Source organism: Micromonospora sp. RP3T, from assembly GCF_003027925.1.
GTDB lineage: Bacteria > Actinomycetota > Actinomycetes > Mycobacteriales > Micromonosporaceae > Micromonospora.
Genome location: NZ_PYPS01000037.1, coordinates 54634 through 77172, shown reverse-complemented (window position 1 = coordinate 77172; position 22539 = coordinate 54634). Strand labels below are relative to the sequence as shown.

Below are 22539 nucleotides of genomic sequence, written 5' to 3'. Positions count from 1 at the left end.
GGCGGGGCCGGTCGACGGCCGGCCAGGGCGCCGCCGTCGTGGCCAGCGTCACCGCGCCGGCGGTCCAGTCGACGTGCGGGGACGGCTGGTCGGCGTGCAGCGTCGGCGGCACCACGCCGTGCCGCATCGCGAGGACCATCTTGATGATCCCGGCGACGCCGGCGGCGGCCTGGGTGTGGCCGATGTTCGACTTGATCGAGCCGAGCAGCAGCGGCGTCTCCCGCTCCTGCCCGTACGTGGCCAGCAGCGCCTGCGCCTCGATCGGGTCACCGAGCGTGGTGCCGGTGCCGTGCGCCTCCACCACGTCCACGTCGGCCGGGGACAGCCGCGCGTTGGCCAGCGCGGCGCGGATGACGCGTTGCTGCGACGGGCCGTTGGGCGCGGTCAGGCCGTTGGACGCGCCGTCGGAGTTGACGGCGGTGCCGCGTACCACGGCGAGGACGTGGCGTCCGTCGCGGCGCGCGTCGGCGAGGCGCTGCACCAGCAGGATGCCGACGCCCTCGCCCCAGCCGGTGCCGTCCGCGCCGGCGGCGAACGCCTTGCACCGGCCGTCCGGGGCGAGGCCGCCCTGCCGGGAGAACTCGGAGAACATGCCGGGCGTGGCCATCAGCGCCACGCCGCCGGCGAGCGCCAGGTCGCACTCGCCGGAGCGCAGCGCCTGCGCGGCGAGGTGCAGGGCGACCAGCGACGACGAGCAGGCGGTGTCGACGGTGACGGCCGGCCCTTCCAGGCCGAACGTGTAGGCGAGCCGGCCGGAGGCGACGCTGCCGGCGGTGCCGGTGAGCAGGTGACCTTCGAGCCCTTCGGCGCCGTCGGCGGCGTACCCGGAGGAGGCGGCGCCGACGAAGACGCCGGTGGCGGTGCCGGCGCGGGTGGCCGGGTCGAGGCCGGCGGACTCGAACGCCTCCCACGCGGTCTCCAGCAGCAGCCGCTGCTGCGGGTCCATGGCGAGGGCCTCGCGCGGGCTGATGCCGAAGAACGCCGGGTCGAAGTCGCCGGCGTCGGCGAGGAACCCGCCGTGGCGGGTGGTGGACGTGCCGGCCCGTTCGGCGTCCGGGTCGTACAGCGCGTCGAGGTCCCAGCCCCGGTCGGCGGGGAACCCACCGATCGCGTCCCCGCCGGCGGCGACCAGGTCCCAGAGCTGCTCGGGGGTGGCGATGCCGCCCGGGTAGCGGCAGGCCATGCCGATGATGGCGAGCGGTTCGTCGGCGCGGGCGGGCCCGGCGGTACGGGTGGCCGGCGCGGCGGGCGCGGCGGTGGCGAGCTGCCCGTGCAGCAGGCCGGCGACGCGTTCCGGGGTGGGGTGGTCGAAGACCAGCGTGGCGGGCAGCCGCAGCCCGGTGGCCGACGCGAGCCGGTTGCGCAGTTCCACCGACGTCAACGAGTCGAACCCGAGGTCCTTGAACGCCCGCGTGCCGGGCACCGCCTGCGCGGACGCGTGCCCGAGCACCGCCGCGGCCTGCGCCCGGACCAGCTCGATCAGCAACGCGGTCGCCTCGTCCGGGGCCAGGCCGGCGAGCCGCTCGGCCCAGCCGCTCTGGCCGCCGCCGGTGGCCTGTGCGGCGGCGCGGCGGGTGCCGGTGCGGGCCAGCCCGCGCAGGATCGCCGGGTAGCGGTCGGCGTCGCCGGTGAGTCGCAGCCGGGCCGCCGCGACGGCGGGCCGGGCGCGGCGGGTGGCGGCGTCGAGCAGGGCTGCGCCCTCGGTGGCGGTGAGCGGGGTCATGCCGAGGCGGCGCAGCCGACGCGCGTCGTCCCGGTCGAGGTGGGCGGTCATGGCGCTGCTGGTGGCCCACATGCCCCAGCCGATGCTGGTGGCGGGCAGTCCGGTCGCGTGGCGGTGGGTGGCGAGCGCGTCGAGGAACGCGTTCGCGGCGGCGTAGTTGCCCTGCCCGGGCGAGCCGAGCGTGGCCGCGAACGAGGAGAACAGCACGAACTCCGCCAGGTCGTGACCGGCGGTGGCCCGGTGCAGCGCCCAGGCGGCGTCCACCTTGGGCCGCAACACCCGGTCGACGGCGTCGGCGTCCAGCGACGCGATCGTCGCGTCGGCGACCAGACCCGCGCAGTGGTGGACGGCGGTGAGGTCCACACCGGCCAGCAGCGCGGTCACCTGCGCCGGGTCGCCGAGGTCCACCGGGACGGCCCGGACCGTGGCACCGGCCTCGGTCAGCTCGTCGACGAGCGCCGCGTACGCCGGGTCGTCGGCCGGGGAACGGCGGGCGGCCAGCAGCAGGTTGCGTGACCGGCCGGAAGCGACGAGGTGTCGGGCGACGATGCCCGCGAGCGCGCCGGACGCGCCGGTCACCAGCGTGACCCGGTCCGGGTCGACCGGCGCGGGCACGGTGAGCACCACCTTGCCGACGTGCCGGGCCTGGCTGAGGTGCCGCAACGCGGCCCGCGCCTGCCGCACGTCCCAGGCCCGCACCGGCAGCGGCGACAGCGCACCGCGCTCGAACAGCGCCAGCAGCTCGGCCAGCATCTCGCCGATCCGCGCCCCGCCCGCGTCGTTCAGGTCGAACGACCGGTAGGCGACGCCCGGATGCTCCCGCGCCACCACCGCCGGATCCCGCAGGTCCGTCTTGCCCATCTCCACGAACCGGCCGCCGCGCGGCAGCAACCGCAACGACGCGTCCACGAACTCACCCGCGAGCGCGTCCAGCACCACGTCCACCCCGGCGCCACCGGACGCCGCCGCGAACGCCTGCTCGAACTCGGTGGTCCGCGACGACGCGATCCGCTCGTCCGCGACACCCAGGCCACGTAAGGTCCCCCACTTACCGGAGCTCGCCGTCGCGTACACCGTCGCGCCGAGGTGGTGGGCGATCTGGATCGCCGCCATGCCCACGCCGCCGGCGCCGGAGTGGATCAGCACCGACTCGCCGGCACGCAGGTCGGCCAGGTCCCGCAACGCGTACCAGGCGGTCAGGAACACCAGCGGCACGGACGCCGCCTCGGTGAACGTCCAGCCGGCCGGGATGCGGGCCACCCGCTCGCGGGCGGCGAGGACCTCCGGCCCGAAACCGGGCTCGAACATGCCCAGCACCCGGTCGCCGGGGGTCAGGTCGGTGACGTCCGGGCCGACGGCCAGGACCACGCCGGCGCCCTCGCTGCCCATCCGGGCGGCCGGATCCGGGTACATGCCGAGCGCGACGAGCACGTCGCGGAAGTTCACGCCGGTGGCCCGCACCGCGATGCGGACCTGGCCGGGGCCCGGCTCGGCGACCGACGCCGGCACCGGCGCGACGCCGTCCAGCGTGCCGGGCGCGACCGTCGCGAGATGCCACCGGCCGTCCGGCGGGTTCAGCTCGTCGTCGGCCGGGCGCGCCAACCGGGGTACGCGCAGCGCGTCGCCGCGCAGCGCCACCTGACCACCGGTCGCCGTCGGGTCGGTGACCACCCCGGCCAGCGCCGACAGCGCCTCGGCGTCCGGCTCGCGGTCCAGGTCGACCAGCACGATGCGGCCCGGGTGCTCCGACTGCGCCGAGCGTAGCAGCCCCCACACCGCCGCGCCGGCCAGGTCGGTGATCCGGTCGTCGTCGGTGGCCGCGACCGCGCCCCGGGTGAGCACCACCAGACGCGAGTCGGCGAGCGCGTCGGCGGCCAGCCAGTCCTGGAGCGTCGCCAGCACGGCGGTGGTCACGGACCGGACCCGGTCCGGCAGGCCGGTGCCGGCTCCGGCCGCGGCTGCCGTCGTGCCCGCGTCGTCGGTCGGGCCGGCGGCGGACCCGTCGTCGGCGGGCCGGTCGTCGGCCGGGCCGGCGGGCAGCCGCAGCAGCACCGCCTCCGGGGCCGGGCCACCGGCCGGCACGGCGGCGACGAGCGCCGCCACGTCCGGATACTCGGCCACGTCACCGTTGTCGGACGCGGACGTACCGGACCCGGTAGGGCCGTCGGTCGTCCGCAGCGCCGCCCACACCGGCGCGGTGGCCGGCGCGGTGACCGGCTCGACCGGCCAGGTCAGCGCGTACAGGGACCGGTCGGCGGCGGTGACCGGCGCGGACCCGCCCAGCTCGCGCAGGGTGAGCGCGTCCACCGAGACCACCGGCGCGCCGGTGGCGTCCACCGCGACCAGCCGCACCGACGAGCCGGCGCGGGTCAGCCGCACCCGCAGCACCCGGGCGCCGGCGGCGTGCACCTGCACGCCCTCGAACGCGAACGGGACCCGGGGACCGTCGCCGGTGCCGGCGTCGAGCAGGCCGATCGGGTGCAGCGCCGCGTCGAGCAGCGCCGGGTGCACGCCGAAGCCGGTCGGGTCGGCCCCGTCGGGGAGCGTCACCTCGGCGTACGCCTCGTCCGGGCCGGAGAAGACCCGACGGACGCCCCGGAACACCGGCCCGTACGCCAGGCCGTGCGCGGCGAACGCGTCGTACCAGTCGGTGACGTCCACCTCGGACGCCCCGGCGGGCGGCCACGCGCCGACAGTGGGCTCCCCGGCGGCGGCCGGTTCCAGCAGGCCCTCGGCGTGCCGCACCCACTCGGCGTCCGGGTCGTCGTCGGGCTGGGCGTGCACGGTCACCGGTCGGGCGCCGGTGTCGTCGGCGGCGCCGACCCGCACCTGCACCCGGACCGCGCCGGCGGCCGGCAGGGTCAGCGGGGTGGCCACGGTCAGCTCGCGGATCCGGCCGGCGTCGGCCTCGTCGCCGGCACGCACCACCAGCTCCAGCAGCGCGGTGCCGGGCACCACCACCGCGCCGGCGACCACGTGGTCGGCCAGCCACGGATGGGTGGCCACGGACAGCCGCCCGGTGAGCACCACCTCGTCGTCGCCGGCGAGCCGGACGGCGGCGCCGAGCAGCGGGTGCCCGGCCACGCCGAGCCCGGCCCCGGACACGTCCCCGGCCTGCCAGGCCGGCGCGTCCGGCCAGAACCGCTCCCGCTGGAACGCGTACGTGGGCAGGTCGGCCGGGCGGGCGCCGGTGTCGGCGAACCAGGGCGTCCAGTCGACGGGCACGCCGTGCACGTGCAGTTCGGCGAGCGCCGCGAGCAGCGCCTCGGTCTCCGGCCGGTCGCGGCGCTGGGCGGCGACGGTGAGCACGCCGTCGGCCTCGGGCAGCGCCTCGGCGGTCAGCGCGGTGAGCACGCTGCGCGGGCCGATCTCCAGGAAGGTGTCCGCGCCGGCGGCGCGCAGCGCGGCCACGCCGTCGGCGTACCGGACCGCCTCACGGACGTGCCGCACCCAGTAGTCGGGGGTGCGCAGGTCGTCGCCCTCGGCGAGCGCGCCGGTCAGGTTGGACACCACCGGCACGGTCGGGGCGGCGAAGTCCAGCCGCGTCAGCACCGCGCGGAAACGGTCCAGCATCGGCGTCATCAGCGGGCTGTGGAACGCGTGCGACACGGCGAGCCGCCGCACCCGGACGCCCTCCCCGGTCCAGCGCGCGGCCAGCTCGTCCAGCGCGTCGACCGCGCCGGAGACCACCACCGACGACGGGCCGTTGACCGCGGCGATCCCGACCCGGTCGGCGTGTCCGGCCAGGTCGGCGCGGACCTGTTCCTCGGTGGCGGCGACGGCGAGCATGCCGCCGCCGGCGGGCAGCGCCTGCATCAGCGCGCCCCGGGCCGCCACCAGCAGGCAGGCGTCCTTCAGCGACAGCACCCCGGCCAGGTGCGCGGCGGTGACCTCGCCGATCGAATGGCCGGCCAGCAGGTCCGGGGTGACGCCGAACGACTCGACGAGGCGGAACAGCGCCACCTCGACCGCGAACAGGCCGGCCTGGGTGAACGCGGTCTCGTCCAGCAGCGTCGCCTCGGGCGTGCCCTCGGCGGCGAACAGCACCTCTTTCAGCGGCCGGGGCAACGCCCGGTCCAGGTGCGCGCACACCGCGTCCAGCGCGGCGGCGAACACCGGGAACTGCGCGTACAGCTCGCGGCCCATGCCGGCGCGTTGCGCGCCCTGCCCGGAGAAGAGCATGGCGGTGGGGCCGCGGTCGGTCGCCTCGCCGGTGACCAGCGCGCCGGCCGGTTCACCGGCGGCCAGGGCCCGCAGCGCGGCCCGCAGGCCGTCCGGGTCGGCGGCGGCGAGCACGGCCCGCCGGTCCAGCGTGGTCCGGGTGGTGACCGACGCGTACGCGACGTCCACCGGCCGGGGCGCGGGGTCGGCGTCCAGCCGGGACGCCCAGCGGCCGGCCTGCGCGGCGAGCGCGGCCGGGTCGGCGGCGGAGAGCAGCACCGGCACGACCGGCCGGTCCACGGTGACCGTCGGCTCGGGTGCCGGCTCGACCGCCGGGGCCTCCTCGACGACCAGGTGGGCGTTGGTGCCGCTCATGCCGAACGAGGAGACGGCGGCCCGGCGGACCCGCTCCGGGTCGGCCGGCCAGGGGCGGGGCTCGGTGAGCAGCGCGACCGCGCCGGCCGACCAGTCGACGTGCGGGGTGGGCTCGTCGGCGTGCAGCGTGGCGGGGAGCAGGCCGTGGCGCAGCGCCAGCACCATCTTCATCACGCCGGCGACGCCGGCGGCGGCCTGGGTGTGGCCGAGGTTCGACTTCAGCGAGCCGAGCCGCAGCGGCCGGTCGGCGGGCCGATCCCGGCCGTACGTGGCCAGCAGCGCCTGCGCCTCGATCGGGTCGCCGAGCGTGGTGCCGGTGCCGTGCGCCTCGACCACGTCGACGTCGGCCGGGGTGAGCCCGGCGTTGTCCAGGGCCTCCCGGATGACGCGCTGCTGGGCGGGGCCGTTGGGGGCGGTGAGCCCGCTGCTGGCGCCGTCGGAGTTGACCGCGCTGCCACGGATCACGGCGAGCACCGGGTGACCGAGCCGGCGGGCGTCGCTGAGCCGTTCGACGAGCACCAGGCCGGCGCCCTCGGCCCAGCCGGTGCCGTCGGCGGCGGCGGCGAACGCCTTGCACCGGCCGTCGGCGGCCAGGCCGCGTTGCCGGGAGAATTCGACGAAGCCGCCCGGGGTGGCCATCACGCTGGCGCCACCGGCGACGGCCAGGGTGCACTCACCGTCGCGCAGCGCCTGCGCGGCCAGGTGCAGCGCGACGAGCGACGAGGAGCAGGCGGTGTCGATGGTGACGGCCGGCCCTTCCAGGCCGAACGTGTAGGCGAGGCGGCCGGAGATGACGCTGGCGGCGGTGCCGGTCAACACGTACCCCTCGACGCCGGCGGGCAGCCGGCGCAGCACGGACGCGTAGTCCTGCCCGGCGGTGCCCACGAACACGCCGGTGCGGCTGCCGCGCAGCGTGCCGGCGTCGATGCCGGCCCGTTCGAACACCTCCCAGGTGGTCTCCAGCAGCAGCCGCTGCTGCGGGTCCATGGCGAGCGCCTCGCGCGGGCTGATGCCGAACGGGGTGGGGTCGAAGTGCCCGGCGTCGGTGAGGAAGCCGCCCCGGTCGCTGTACGAGGTGCCCTGGTGGTCCGGGTCCGGGTCGTACAGGTCCGCCAGGTCCCAGCCGCGGTCGGTGGGGAACGGCCCGGTCGCGTCGGTGCCGGCGGCGACCAGGTCCCAGAGCTGTTCCGGGGAGCTCACGCCGCCGGGGAACCGGCAGGCCATGGCCACCACGGCGATCGGCTCGGGCTCCTCCAGCTCCTTCAGGCGCCGGTGCGCCTGACGGAGCTCGGTGGTCACCCACTTGAGGTGTTCGAGAAGCTTCTCTTCGTCCGCCATGATCCACCCGCCCGCAGTTGCTGCCGATCGATTCCGTCGAACACCGAGGTAGCCGCCGGTGCGGCACACGGGGGTACGCCGGCACCCGGCCCGTCACCGTGAGTGGACGCTACTGAGCGCTGACCTGGGACCCAACCCCTACGGACCCCTCATTCACCGGCCCCGGCAGGTGGCCGAGCCGGGCCGGCGGACCGTCAGCGGAGCTGCCCGGCGAGCGCCGGGAGGATGGCCCGGGGCCGGCCCGCCGGGGTGGCGCGGCGACGCCACTCGCGGGGATAGCCGACGGACACCTCCTCGAACCGGACGCCGTCGTAGCGGGTGCTGCGCGGGATGTGCAGGTGCCCGTAGACGGCGACGCGGGCGTCGTAGTGCAGGTGCCAGTCGGCGGTGAGGTCGGTGCCGCACCACTGCGCGAACTCGGGATGGCGCAGGATCCGGGTCGGTTCGCGGACCAGCGGGTAGTGGTTGACCAGCACGGTGGGCAGGCCGTTGCGTTCGGCGTCCAGCCGCCGTTCGGTGCGGATGACCCGGGCCCGGCACCACGCGTCCCGGCTCGGGTACGGGTCCGGGTGCAGCAGGATCTCGTCGGTGCACACCACCCCGGTCTCGTACGCCAACGCCAGCGCCTGGGCCCGGTTGTAGGTGCCCGGTGGCCGCCACGAGTGGTCGTACCCGACGAACAGCGGCACCACCAGCACCGGATCGCCGTCGGCGTCCCACACCGGGTAGGGATCCTCGGGCGTGAGCACGCCGAGCCGCCGGCACAGCGCCACCAGGTGCCGGTAGCGGGCCTCGCCGCGCAACTGCACCGGGTCGTCGCGGGGCGTCCACAGCTCGTGGTTGCCGGGCGCCCACACCACCCGGGCGAAGCGCCGGGCGAGCAGGCCGAGCGCCCATTCGACGTCGTGCAGGTACTCACCGACGTCCCCGGCGACGATCAGCCAGTCGTCGTCGCCGTCGGGGCGCAGCCGTTCGACCAGCTCACGGTTTTCGGCGTACCCGACGTGCAGGTCGCTGATGGCGAGCAGCCGGCCACCCCTAGCCCCGTCCGCACCCCTAGCTCCGGCACCGGTCACGACTTGCCGAACTCTCGCTGGATGATGGCGAAGATGTCGTCCTCACCGGCGTCGGCCAGGTCCTCGGCGACCGGGGCGGCGGCCGGCGGCGCGGCGTCGCCCCGCCAGCGGGACAGCAGCTCCTCCAGCCGGTGGGTGACCTGCGCGTCACGCCGCTCGTCCGGCACCGCGTCGAGCAGCCGCGCCAGGCGGTCGATCTCGGCGGTGACGCCGTCCGTCCCGGGCCGCAGTTCCTGACCCAGGTGTTCGGCGAGCGCGGCCGGGGTGGGGTGGTCGAACACCAGCGTGGTGGGCAGCGCCAGGCCGGTTGCGGCGGTGAGCCGGTTGCGCAGCTCGACCGCGGTGAGCGAGTCGAAGCCGAGGTCCAGGAAACCACGTCCGGCCCGGACCGTGGCCGGGGTGCGGTGCCCGAGCACGGTGGCGGCTTCGGCGCGTACCAGGTCGAGCAGGATCCGGTCCCGTTCCGTGGGGCCGGCGGCGGCGAGGCGGTCGCGCAGCGCCGCCGGGGCGTCCGCGTCGGCCGCCGGGATGCCGGCGCGGTCGGCGGTGGCCTCCGGGATGCCGGTGAGCAGTGGGCTGGGCCGGCGGGCGGTGAACGAGGCGGCGAACCGCTCCCAGTCCACGTCGGCGACGACCACCGCGGTGTCGTCCCGGTCGAGCGCGCCCTGGAGGGCGGTCACCGCCAGGTCCGGGTCCATGGCGGGCAGGCCGCGTCGGGCGAGCTGGTCCCGCTGTTCGCCCTGGGCCATGCCGGCGCCGGCCCACGGTCCCCAGGCCACGGCGGTGCCGGCCGCGCCACGGGCGCGTCGCCGGGCGACGAGCCCGTCGAGGTACGCGTTCGCGGCGGCGTAGCCGGCCTGCCCGGCGGAGCCCCACACGCCCGCGATGGAGGAGAACACCACGAACGCGTCCACCTCGGGCAGCAACGCGTCCAGGTTCGCCGCGCCGTCGACCTTGGCGCGCAGCACGTCGGCCAGTTCCGCGCGGGTCATCGCGGCGAGCGGGGTGGCCTGGGCGGCGCCGGCGGCGTGCACGACGGCGCGAACCGGCTGCCGGTCGGCGGCCAGCCCGTCGAGCAGCCCGGCCAACGCGGCCCGGTCGGCCACGTCACACGCCGCCACCGTCACCCGCACCCCACCGACACCCAGCCGCTCGACCAGATCGGCCGCACCCGGCGCGTCCGGGCCACGCCGGCTGGTCAACACCACGTGCTCGGCACCACTGTCGGCCGCCCACTGCGCGACCCGCGCACCCAACGCACCCGTACCACCGGTCACCAACACCGTCCCGGCGAACCGGAACTCCCGCCGCACCGCATCACCCGAAGCCCGCACCAACCGCCGGGCGAACACCCCCGACGACCGCACCGCCACCTGATCCTCACCACCACCGGCCACCACGCCACACACCCGACGCACCACCCGGTCATCCAGCACCGCCGGCAGATCCACCAGACCACCCCAACGGCCCGGCTCCTCCAACCCCGCCACCCGGCCGAGCCCCCAGGTCCCCGCCGCGACCGGATCCACCGGCCCGTCCGTGGCGGCCACCGCCACCGCACCCCGCGTCACCCACCAGACCGGACCGGAGAGGCCGGCCTCCGTGGTGGCCTGCACGGTGGCCAGTGCCGCGCCGGCACCGGCGCCGCCGAGCGCGAGCAGCGACACCACCCCGGCGGCCGGGTCGGCGTCGCGCAGCGCCTTGGCGAGCAGGTCCCGGTCGTCGTCCGGCCCGTCCAGCCGTACCGGCCGCACGCTCGCGCCCGCCGAGGTCATCCCGTCGGTCAGGGCCGCGACCAGCGTGTCGTCGATGCCGGCGTACGGCATCAGCAGCAGCCACGTCCCGGTCGGCGTCGCGGTCGGCTCGGGTACGCCCGACCAGTCGACCCGGTAGCGCCACGAGTCGGCGGTGGCGCGTCGCCGGCCGGCGGTCCGCCACCGGGCGAGCGCCGGCAGCAGTTCGGCGACCGGCCGCTCGGTGCGGAACTCCGGGTCGAGGGCGGTGAGGTCGGCCTGTTCGACGGCGGCCCAGAAATCGGCGTCCGCCTCGCCGCCTCCACCCGGCACCGGGTGCGGGGTGTCCTCCTCGGACAGCCAGTACCGGGTGCGCTGGAACGCGTAGGTGGGCAGGTCGACGGTGGCCGGCCGCCGCCCGTCGCGGGTGAACCAGGCCGCCCAGTCCACAGGTGTGCCGGTCGCGTGCAACCGGGCCAGCGCCGTGGTGAGCGCGGTGACCTCGTCCTGGTCGCGCCGCAACGCCGGAATGTGCTGCACCGGCCGGTCGACCGGGGTGTCGGCGGCCATCGCCGTCAACGTCGCGTCCGGACCCACCTCCAGGAACGTGCTCACGCCCTGTTCGTGCAGCGTGGCGATGCCGTCGGCGAACCGGACCGCGTCGCGCACATGCCGCACCCAGTAGTCCGGACCCGCGATCTCCACCGGGTCGGCGAGCCGGCCGGTCAGGTTCGACACGATCGGCAGACGCGGAGCCTGCCAGTCCACACCACTGATCGCGGCCCGGAACCCGGCCAGCATCGGTTCCATCAACCGCGAGTGGAACGCGTGACTGACCGTGAGCCGCTTCACCCGCCAACCCTCGGCAATGCACGCCTCGGCGACCCGATCCAGATCCGCCACCGGCCCGGACAACACCACCGACGACGGACCGTTCACCGCCGCCACATCCACCCCGGACGCCAACGCCCGAACCTGCGACTCCGACGCACCCACCGCCAACATCCCGCCACCAGCCGGCAACGCCTGCATCAACGACCCACGCGCCGCCACCAACACACACGCATCCGCAAGCGACAACACACCCGCCACATGAGCGGCCGTCACCTCACCGATCGAATGCCCCGCCACGTAGTCGGCCGTCACACCCCACGACGACAGCAGCTCCCACAACGCCACCTCCACCGCGAACAGGCCCGCCTGCGCATAGACGGTCTGATGCAGCAGATCACCGCCGTCGAACACCACCTCCCGCACCGAACGGTCCAAACGACCCTCGAACCCGGCACACACCCGATCGAACGCGTCCGCGAACACCGGAAACGCCCCGTACAACTCCCGACCCATACCGACCCGCTGCGCACCCTGACCGGTGAACAACACCGCCCGCCGACCCGACGACACCTCCCCGGTCACCACACCGGACGCGGACGCACCCTCCACGACGGCCGACAGGCCGGCCAGCAACGCGTCCCGATCCGTACCGACCACCACCGCCCGGTGCGTCAACCCGGCCCGCGCGGTCGCCAGCGAGAAGCCGACCTCGACCGGTGACACATCCGGGTGCCGCCGCAGGTGGTCGCGCAGCCGGGCCGCCTGGCCCGCGAGAGCTTCCGCCGACCGGCCCGACACCAGCCACGGCACGACCGGCACCGCGACGGCGGCACGAGCCTGCTCGGCCTCGACCGACGGTGGCTCCTCAAGGATCACGTGCGCGTTGGTGCCGGAGATGCCGAACGAGGACACCGCCGCGCGGCGCGGCCGGTCCACCGCCGGCCACTGACGCGCCGATGTGACGAGGTCCACCGCACCGGCCGACCAGTCCACCTTCGAGGACGGTCGGTCGACGTGCAGCGTGGCCGGCACCACACCGTGCCGCAGCGCCAGCACCGCCTTGATGACGCTTGCCGCGCCGGCCGCCGCCTGGATGTGCCCGATGTTGGACTTGATCGAGCCCAGCAGCAGCGGTTCGGTGCGGTCCTGCCCGTACGTGGCGAGCAGCGCCTGCGCCTCGATCGGGTCGCCGAGCGTGGTGCCGGTGCCGTGCGCCTCCACCATGTCCACGTCGGCGGTGGTGAGGCGTGCCGAGGCGAGCGCGGCCCGGATGACGCGCTGCTGGGCGGGCCCGTTCGGCGCGGTGAGCCCGTTCGAGGCGCCGTCGGAGTTGATCGCCGAGCCACGCAGCACGGCGAGGATCCGCCGGCCGTCGCGCTGGGCGTCGGAGAGTCGTTGCACCAGCAGCACGCCGACGCCCTCACCCCAGCCGGTGCCGTCGGCGCTTTCGGCGAACGACCGGCACCGTCCGTCCGGGGCGAGCCCGCCCTGCCGGGAGAACTCGACGAACGTGGCCGGCGAGGCCATCACGGTCACGCCGCCGGCCAGCGCCAGCGTGCACTCCCCGCTGCGCAGCGACTGGGCGGCCAGGTGCAGCGCGACAAGCGACGACGAGCAGGCCGAGTCCACGGTCACCGCCGGGCCTTCGAGGCCGAGCGCGTACGCCACCCGGCCGGACAGCACGCTGGTGGCGGTACCGGTGAGCAGGTGCCCGCCGACGTCCTGGTCGCGGCCCATCGCGGTCGAGGCGTACCCCTGGAAGCTGGCGCCGGCGAAGACGCCGACGCGTTCCCCGCGCAGCCGGGCCGGGTCGATGCCGGCCGACTCGACCGCCTCCCACGACGTCTCCAGCAGCAGCCGCTGCTGGGGGTCCATCGCGAGGGCCTCGCGGGGGGAGATGCCGAAGAAGTCGGCGTCGAACGCCGCCGCGTCGTAGACGAATCCGCCCTGCCGGGGGAACGAGGTGTCGGAGAGGCGGCCGGCGAGGAACCGGTCCCAGCCCCGGTCGAGCGGGAAGTCGGCGATGCCGTCCCGTCCGGCGGTGAGCAGCTCCCACAGGTCGTCCGGGGCGGTCACGCCGCCGGGGAGGCGGCACGCCATGCCGACGACGACGATCGGGTCACCGTCGACCGCGACGGCGGTGCCGGGCGTCCCGGTGTCCGCCGGCTCCCCGGTCAGCGTGGCGCCCAGGTACGTGGCCAGGGCGGCCGCGGTCGGCTGGTCGAAGACGAGCGTGCTCGGCAGCGTCAGGCCGGTCTCGGCGGTCAGCCGGTTCCGCAGCTCGACGGCGGTGAGCGAGTCGAAGCCCTGCTGCTGGAACGCCCGGTCCGCGGCCACCGCGTCGGCGGACGGATGGCCGAGCACCGCCGCGGCCTGGGTCCGGACCAGGTCGAGCAGGTGGCCGGCGCGTTCGGCGGGGGTGAGCGTGGCGAGCCGGCGGGCGAGCGGGGACGGACCCTCGGCGGGCGTGGCCTGGGCGGGTCGGGCCTCGGGGAGTTCGTCGAGCAGTGGGCTGGAGCGCAGCGCGGTGAACGCGGCGGCGAACCGGTCCCAGTCCACGTCGGCGACGACCACCGCGGTGTCGTCCCGGTCGAGCGCACCCTGGAGGGCGGTCACCGCCAGGTCCGGGTCCATGGCGGGCAGGCCACGTCGGGCCAGGTGTTCCCGCGCCTCGCCGCCTTCCGCCATGCCGCCACCGGCCCACGGTCCCCAGGCCACGGCGGTGCCGGCCGCGCCACGGGCGCGTCGCCGGGCGACGAGCCCGTCGAGGTACGCGTTCGCGGCGGCGTAGCCGGCCTGCCCGGCGGAGCCCCACACGCCCGCGATGGAGGAGAACACCACGAACGCGTCCACCTCGGGCAGCAACGCGTCCAGGTTCGCCGCGCCCTCGACCTTGGCGCGCAGCACGTCGCGCAGCTCGTCGGCGGTGACGTCGGCAAGCGGGGTGAACTGCGGCGCGCCGGCGGCGTGCACGACAGCGCGGATCGGTTCGGCGATGTTCTCCAGCAGCCCGGCCAGCACGGTCCGGTCGGCCACGTCACACGCCGCCACCGTCACCCGGACACCCCCGGCACCCAGCCGCTCGACCAACTCCGCCGCACCCGGCGCGTCCGGGCCACGCCGGCTCGTCAACACCACATGCTCCGCACCACTGTCGGCCGCCCACTGCGCGACCCGCGCACCCAACGCACCCGTACCACCGGTCACCAACACCGTCCCGGCGAACCGGAACTCCCGCCGCACCGCATCACCCGAAGCCCGCACCAACCGCCGGGCGAACACCCCCGACGACCGCACCGCCACCTGATCCTCACCACCACCGGCCACCACGCCACACACCCGACGCACCACCCGGTCATCCAGCACCGCCGGCAGATCCACCAGACCACCCCAACGGCCCGGCTCCTCCAACCCCGCCACCCGGCCGAGCCCCCAGGTCCCCGCCGCGACCGGATCCACCGGCCCGTCCGTGGCGGCCACCGCCACCGCACCCCGCGTCACCCACCACAGCCGGCCGGTGACGTCGCTGTCGGCGAACGCCTGCACCGTGGCCAGTGCCGCCCCGAGCTGCGGGTCGAGCAACGCCAGCACCCCGGCGACGTCGCCGCCGGTGGCGGCGGCACGGAGCCGGTCGGCCGTCTCCCGCCGGTCGGTGGGCGCGTCGAGCACCACCGGCACGACGTGGGCGCCGTGCGTGGCCAGGCCGGCGACCAGCGGGTGATCGACCTGGTCGGCCGTGGTCAACACCAGCCACGTCCCGGTCAGGCCGGTCGGGGGTACGGAGGCCAGTGGCCGCCACTCCACCCGGTAGCGCCAGGAGTCGACGGTGGCGCGGTCCCGCCCTGCCCGCCGCCAGCGGGCCAACGCCGGCAGCAGGTCCCGCAGCGGCTGGTCGGCGGTGAGCCGTAGCTCGGCACCGAGCCCGGTGAGGTCCTCCCGTTCCACCGCCGCCCAGAACCGGTCGTCGAGGCCGCCGCCGGTCCGGGTGGCGGGTGCCGTCTCCGGCCAGTACCGCTGGTGCTGGAACGCGTAGGTCGGCAGGTCGACGGTGGCCGGCCGCCGCCCGCCGCGGGTGAACCAGGCCGCCCAGTCCACAGGCGTGCCGGCCACGTGCAACCGGGCCAGCGCGGTGGTGAGCGCGGTGACCTCGTCCTGGTCGCGCCGCAACGCCGGAATGTGCTGCACCGGCCGGTCGACCGGGGTGTCGGCGGCCATCGCCGTCAACGTCGCGTCCGGACCCACCTCCAGGAACATGGACACACCCAACTCGTGCAACGTGGCGATGCCGTCGGCGAACCGCACCGCTTCGCGCACGTGCCGCACCCAGTAGTCCGGACCCGCGATCTCGGCCGGATCGGCGAGCCGACCGGTCAGATTCGACACGACCGGCAGACGCGGAGCCTGCCAGTCCACACCGGCGATCGCGGCCCGGAACCCGGCCAGCATCGGCTCCATCAACCGCGAATGGAACGCATGACTGACCGTCAACCGCTTCACCCGCCAACCCTCGGCAATGCACGCCTCGGCGAGCCGGTCCAGATCCTCGACCGCGCCGGAGAGCACCACCGACGACGGACCGTTCACCGCCGCCACATCCACCCCGGAACCAGGAACCGCCCCCAGGCCGACTCCCGACTCCGAGCCGCCACCGCCGACGCCGGACGACAGCAGCTCCCGAACCTGCGACTCCGACGCGCCCACCGCCAACATCCCGCCACCAGCCGGCAACGCCTGCATCAACGACCCACGCGCCGCCACCAACACACACGCATCCGCAAGCGACAACACACCCGCCACATGAGCGGCCGTCACCTCACCGATCGAATGCCCCGCCACGTAGTCAGCCGTCACACCCCACGACGACAACAACTCCCACAACGCCACCTCCACCGCGAACAACCCGGCCTGCGTGTAGACCGTCTGATGCAGCAGCTCACCGCCGTCGAACACCACCTCCCGCACCGAACGGTCCAAACGACCCTCGAACCCGGCACACACCCGATCGAACGCGTCCGCGAACACCGGAAACGCCCCGTACAACTCCCGACCCATACCGACCCGCTGCGCACCCTGACCGGTGAACAACACCGCCCGCCGACCCGACAGCTCCGCTCCGGTCACCACACCCGGGGCGGCGTGCCCGTCGGCCACCGCGGACAGACCGGTGAGCAGCGACTCCCGGTCCGGAGCGACGACGGCCGCCCGATGCTCAAGCGTGGCGCGCGTGGCGACCAGCGACCACCCGACCTCGGCCGGCGTGACCTCGTCGTGCTCGCGCAGGTGGTCGAGCAGCCGGGCCGCCTGCCCGGCGAGTGCCGGTGCCGAGCGGGCCGACAGCAGCCACGGCGTGACCGGCAGCGGGGCGACCGCGTCCGGCGTGGGGGCGTCGTCGACCGGCGTGGGCGCTTCCAGGATCACGTGGGCGTTGGTGCCGGAGATGCCGAACGAGGACACCGCCGCCCGACGCGGCCGGTCCACCGCCGGCCACTGACGCGCCGACGTGACGAGGTCCACCGCACCGGCCGACCAGTCCACCTTGGACGAGGGTGCGTCCACGTGCAGCGTGGCCGGCACCACGCCGTGCCGCATGGCCAGGACCGCCTTGATGATCCCGGCGACGCCGGCGGCGGCCTGGGTGTGGCCCAGGTTCGACTTCACCGACCCGAGCAGCAGCGGCTCGGCCCGCTCCTGCCCGTACGTGGCGAGCAACGCCTGCGCCTCGATCGGGTCACCGAGCGTGGTGCCGGTGCCGTGCGCCTCCACCACGTCCACCTCGGCGGCGGACAGTCGGGCGTCGGCGAGCGCGGCCCGGATGACCCGCTGCTGGGCGGGCCCGTTGGGGGCGGTCAACCCGTTCGACGCGCCGTCCTGGTTCACCGCCGACCCGCGCAGCACGGCGAGGATCCGCCGGCCGTCGCGCTGGGCGTCGGAGAGTCGTTGCACCAGCAGCACACCGACGCCCTCACCCCAGCCGGTGCCGTCGGCGCCCTCGGCGAACGACCGGCACCGCCCGTCGGCGGCGAGCCCGCCCTGCCGGGAGAACTCGACGAACGCGCCGGGGGTGGCCATCACGGTCACCCCACCGGCGAGTGCCAGGTCGCATTCGCCGGCGCGCAGCGACTGGGCGGCGAGGTGCAGCGCCACCAGCGACGACGAGCAGGCGGTGTCCACGGTCAGCGCCGGCCCTTCGAGGCCGAGCGCGTACGACACGCGGCCGGAGAGCACGCTGGCGGAGGCGCCGGTCGCGCCGTAGCCGGCGAGGTGTTCGCCGCCGTACCGGATGAGGTGGTCGAAGTCCTGCCCGTTGGTGCCGGCGAAGACGCCGACCCGGCTGCCGCGCAACGAGGACGGGTCGATCCGGGCGTCCTCGATCGCCGCCCAGGACGTTTCCAGCAGCAGCCGCTGCTGCGGGTCCATGGCGACCGCCTCGCGGGGCGAGATGCCGAAGAACTGTGCGTCGAACGCGTCGGCGTCGTCCAGGAACGCGCCCCGGGTGACGTCCGACGGCAGCGCGGCGAGGTCCCAGTGCCGGTCGCGCGGCAGGTCGGTCATGGCGTCGACGCCGTCGGCGAGCATCCGCCAGAACTCCGCCGGGGAGGTGGCCCCGGCGGGGAACCGGCAGCCCATGCCGACGATGACGATCGGGTCGTCGTCAACCGGGCGTACCGCCGTGGTGGTGGTCCCGGCGGGCCCGCCGGCCAGCTCGGCACGCAGGTGGGCGGCGAGGGCCTCGGGGTTGGGATGGTCGAACGCCAGCGTGGCGGGCAGCGTGAGTCCGGTCGCGGCGTCGAGCCGGTTGCGCAGCTCGACGGCGGTGAGGGAGGTGAAGCCGAGGTCCCGGAACGCGCGCCGGTGCGGCACCTGGTCGGCGCCGCCGTGTCCGAGGACGGCGGCGATCTCGCTCCGGACCAGTTCGCCGAGGGCGTCCTGCTGTTCGGCCGGGGTGCGGCCGGCGAGCCGGCGCCGCAGCGCGGCGGAGCGGTCCTCCTCGGCGCCGACGGGGGTGGTGGTGAGCAGGTCGCGGAGCAGCGGGTCGGGTCGCTGGCCGGGGGCGGCGGCGATCCGGTCCCAGTCGACGTCGGCGACGACGAGGTGGGTCTCGTCGCGGTCGAGCGCCCGGTGGAACGCGCGGATCGCGCGCTCGGGGTCCATGGCACGGACACCACCCCGGGCCATCCGCCGTTCGAACTCGCCGGCGCTGACGCCGCCGTCGGCCCAGAGCCCCCAGGCTACGGCGGTGGCGGGGAGCCCCTCGGCGCGGCGGCGGTGGGCGAGCGCGTCGAGCCAGGCGTTCCCGGGCGCGTAGTTGCCCTGCCCGGGGCCGGCCATGGTGCCCGCGAGGGAGGAGAAGAGCACGAACGCGGTGACGTCGTGGTCGCGGGTCAGCTCGTCGAGGTGGCGGGCCGCGTCGACCTTGGCGCGCAGCGCGGTGGCCATCCGGTCGACGGTGAGCGCGTCGGTGACGGTGTCGTCGAGGGCGGCGGCGGTGTGCACGACGGTGCGCAGCGGCGCGTCGGCGGGGACGGCGGCGAGGAGGTCGCGCAGCGCGTCCCGGTCGGCGGCGTCGCAGGCCGCGATCGTGACGCGGGCGCCCTGGGCGGTCAGTTCGTCGCGCAGCTCGGCCGCGCCGGGCGCGTCGGGGCCGCGCCGGCTGATCAGCAGCAGGTGCTCGACGCCGGCGGCGGCGAGGGCCCGGGCGACGTGCGCGCCGAGCGCGCCGGTGCCGCCGGTGACGAGCGCGGTGCCGCGCGGGGTCCAGCTCACCGGCGCGGCGGCGGGTCGGGTGTCCCGGACCAGCCGTCGGGTGTACGCGCCGGCTACGCGTACCGCCACCTGGTCCTCGGCCGGCGCGTCGCCGAGCAGCCGGCGCAACCGGGGTACGGCGCGCGGGTCGGGCGTCGGCGGCAGGTCGACGAGGCCACCCCAGCGGTACGGGTGTTCGGCGCGCAGCGCTCCGCCGAGTCCCCAGAGCAGCGCCTGGTCGGGGTCGACGGCCGGGTCGGTGAGGTCGACGGCGACGGCGTCGCGGGTGGCGAGCCAGAGCCGGGCGGTGCTGCCGGCGTCGCCGAGCGCCTGCGCGAGCGTGACCGTGCCGGCCAGCCCGGCGGGCACGGAGACGCTGTCCGGGTGGGCGCCGGTGGCCAGGCCGAGCAGCGACAGCACGGTCCCGGCCGGCGGCGAGGCGGTGAGTTCCCGGGCCAGGTCGGCGCGACCGTGACCGGCCGGCACGGTCAGGACCCGGACGCCGGGCCCGGTCAGCGCGTCGACCCACCGCCGGCCCGCCTCGTCCACCTCGGCCGGTACGACGAGAAGCAGGTCGCCGACGTCGGGCCCGGTGGGGTCCGGCAGCGGCTGCCAGGTGACCCGGTAGTGCCAGGAGTCGAGCGTGGCTTCGCTCTCCCGGCGGCGTCGCCACGCGGAGAGCGCGGGCAGCACGTCGGCGAGCGGCGTGTCGGGGTCGACGGCGAGCGCGGCGGCGAGGCCGTCCAGGTCCTCGTTCTCGATCACCTGCCAGAACGCCGTGTCGTCGTCGGGGTCACCGCCGTGGTGGCGGGTGCGGGCATCGAGCCAGTAGCGCTGATGCTGGAACGCGTAGGTGGGCAGGTCGATGGTGGCCGGCCGCCGCCCGCCGCGGGTGAACCAGGCCGCCCAGTCGATGCGGGTGCCGGTCACGTGCAGTCGGGCCACCGCCGTGGTGAGTGCGGCGACCTCGTCCTGGTCCCGCCGCAACGCCGGAATGTGGTGCACCGGCCGGTCGGCCGGGGTGTCGGCGGCCATCGCCGTCAACGTCGCGTCCGGACCCACCTCCAGGAACGTGGACACGCCCAACTCGTGCAGCGTGGCCACCCCGTCGGCGAAACGGACCGCCTCGCGGACGTGCCGCACCCAGTAGTCCGGACCGGCGATCTCGGCGGGTTCAGCGAGCCGACCGGTCAGGTTCGACACGATCGGCAGACGCGGGGCCCGCCAGTCCAAGCCAGCGATCGCGGCCCGGAAGTCGGCCAGCATCGGTTCCATCAGCCGGGAGTGGAACGCGTGACTGACGGTGAGCCGCTTCACCCGCCAACCCTGCTGCCCGCACTCCCCCGCCAGCCGGTCCAGCTCCTCGACCGCGCCCGAGAGCACCACCGACGACGGACCGTTCACCGCTGCCACGTCGACGTCGACGTCGGCCACCAACGCCCGGACCTGGGACTCCGACGCTCCCACCGCCAGCATCCCGCCACCGGCCGGCAACGCCTGCATCAACGCACCCCGCGCCGCCACCAGGGCACACGCGTCCGCGAGCGACAACACCCCCGCCACATACGCGGCGGTCACCTCACCGATCGAATGCCCACCCAGGAAGTCCGCGGTCACCCCCCACGACGACAGCAGCTCCCACAACGCCACCTCCACCGCGAACAACCCGGCCTGCGTGTAGACGGTCCGATCCAGCAGGTCGCCGCCGTCGAAAACCACGTCCTGCACCGAACGATCGAGGCGGCCCTCGAACCCGGCGCACACCCGGTCGAACGCGTCCGCGAACACCGGAAACGCCCCGTACACCTCCCGACCCATGCCGGCGCGCTGCGCACCCTGACCGGTGAACAGCACCGCCCGCCGACCCGACGACACCTCGCCGGTCACCACGCCGGACGCCGACGCACCGTCGGCGAGCGCGGACAGGCCGGTGAGCAGCGACTCCCGGTCCGGGCCGAGCACCACCGCGCGGTGTTCCAGCGCGGCGCGGGTCGTCGCGAGCGACCAGCCCACCTCGGCCGGAGGCAGCTCGGCGTGCGCCCGCAGGTGGTCGGCCAGCCGGGCGGCCTGGCCGGCGAGGGCCGCCGTCGACCGCGCCGACAGCACCCACGGGGTGGTCGGTGGCAACCCGGCCGGCGGCGTCTCCGGCGACGGCTCGGGTTCCGGGGCCTCGATGATGACGTGGGCGTTGGTGCCGGAGATGCCGAACGACGACACCGCCGCCCGACGCGGCCGGTCCACCGCCGGCCACTGACGCGCCGACGTGACGAGGTCCACCGCGCCGGCCGACCAGTCGACGTGGGAGGAGGGGGCGTCGACGTGGATGGTCTGCGGCACGAGTCCGTGCCGCATGGCGAGGACCATCTTGATGATCCCGGCGACCCCGGCGGCGGCCTGGGTGTGGCCCAGGTTCGACTTCACCGACCCGAGCAGCAGCGGCTCGGCCCGCTCCTGCCCGTACGTGGCCAGCAGCGCCTGCGCCTCGATCGGATCACCCAGTCTGGTGCCGGTGCCGTGTGCCTCCACCACGTCCACCTCGACCGGTGACAGCCGCGCCGAGGCGAGGGCCGCCCGGATGACCCGCTGCTGGGCGGGCCCGTTCGGCGCGGTCAACCCGTTCGACGCGCCGTCGGAGTTCACCGCCGATCCGCGTACCACGGCGAGGACGCGGTGGCCGTGGCGGCGGGCGTCGGAGAGGCGTTCCAGCAGCAGCACACCGACGCCCTCGGACCAGCCGGTGCCGTCGGCGCTGTCGGCGAACGACTTGCACCGGCCGTCCGGGGCGAGGCCGCGTTGCCGGCTGAAGTCGATGAACGTCTCCAGCGTGGTCATCACGGTGACGCCGCCCGCGAGGGCCAGCGCGGATTCGCCGGAGCGCAGCGACTGCACGGCCAGGTGCAGCGCGACCAGCGACGACGAGCAGGCGGTGTCGACGGTGAGCGCCGGGCCCTCCAGGCCGAGCGTGTAGGCGACCCGACCGGAGAGCACGCTGCTGGCGGTGCCGCCGCCGATGAACCCGTCGACCGTGTCGGGCACCTCGTCGAGCCCGGCCGCGTAGTTGTGGTACATCATGCCGGCGAACACGCCGACCCGGTTGCCGCGCAACGACAGCGGGTCGATCCGGGCGTCCTCGATCGCCGTCCAGGACGCCTCCAGCATGAGCCGCTGCTGCGGGTCCATGGCCAGCGCCTCGTACGGGGAGATGGTGAACAGCTCCGGGTCGAAGTTCCCGGCGTCGTGCAGGAAGCCGCCTTCCCGGGCGTACGTGCTGCCCCGCCGTTCCCCGGTCGGGTCGTACGCCCGCTCGGTGTCCCAGCCCCGGTCGGTGGGGAAACCGGTGATGCCGTCGCCGCCGGCGGCGACCAGCTCCCACAACTGCTCGGGTGAGCGGACGCCGCCCGGGTAGCGGCAGCTCATGCCGATGATGGCGATCGGTTCGTGGTCCTTGGCGTCGGCCGCCCTCAGCCGTTCGCTGGTCTCGTGCAGGTCGGCGGTGACGCGCTTGAGGTACTCACGGAGCTTGGCTTCGTTCGCCATCGGGTATTCACCTGTCGCG

Annotated in this window: 3 protein-coding genes; all 3 read right to left on the bottom strand. The window is 75.6% G+C overall.

Going from position 1 to position 22539, the window contains the following annotated elements; translation table 11 throughout:
• A partial coding sequence (locus C8054_RS25735; protein ID WP_146179968.1) for a type I polyketide synthase occupies positions 1-7597 on the bottom strand: 7597 nt, incomplete at its 3' end.
• Positions 7598-7791: 194 nt separating this feature from the next.
• Entirely contained in the window at positions 7792-8673 is an 882-nt protein-coding gene (locus C8054_RS25730; protein ID WP_107161159.1) for a metallophosphoesterase, read from the bottom strand.
• A complete protein-coding gene (locus C8054_RS25725; RefSeq protein WP_107161157.1) occupies positions 8670-22520 on the bottom strand; it encodes a type I polyketide synthase in 13851 nt (4616 codons plus the stop codon). The genes C8054_RS25730 and C8054_RS25725 overlap by 4 nt, the downstream gene beginning before the upstream one ends.
• Between the last annotated feature and the right edge of the window lie 19 nt (positions 22521-22539).

Coding starts and splice junctions, on each gene's coding strand:
- C8054_RS25725 (WP_107161157.1), bottom strand. CDS start 22,520: ATGGCGAACGAAGCCAAGCTCCGTGAGTACCTCAAGCGCGTCACCGCC.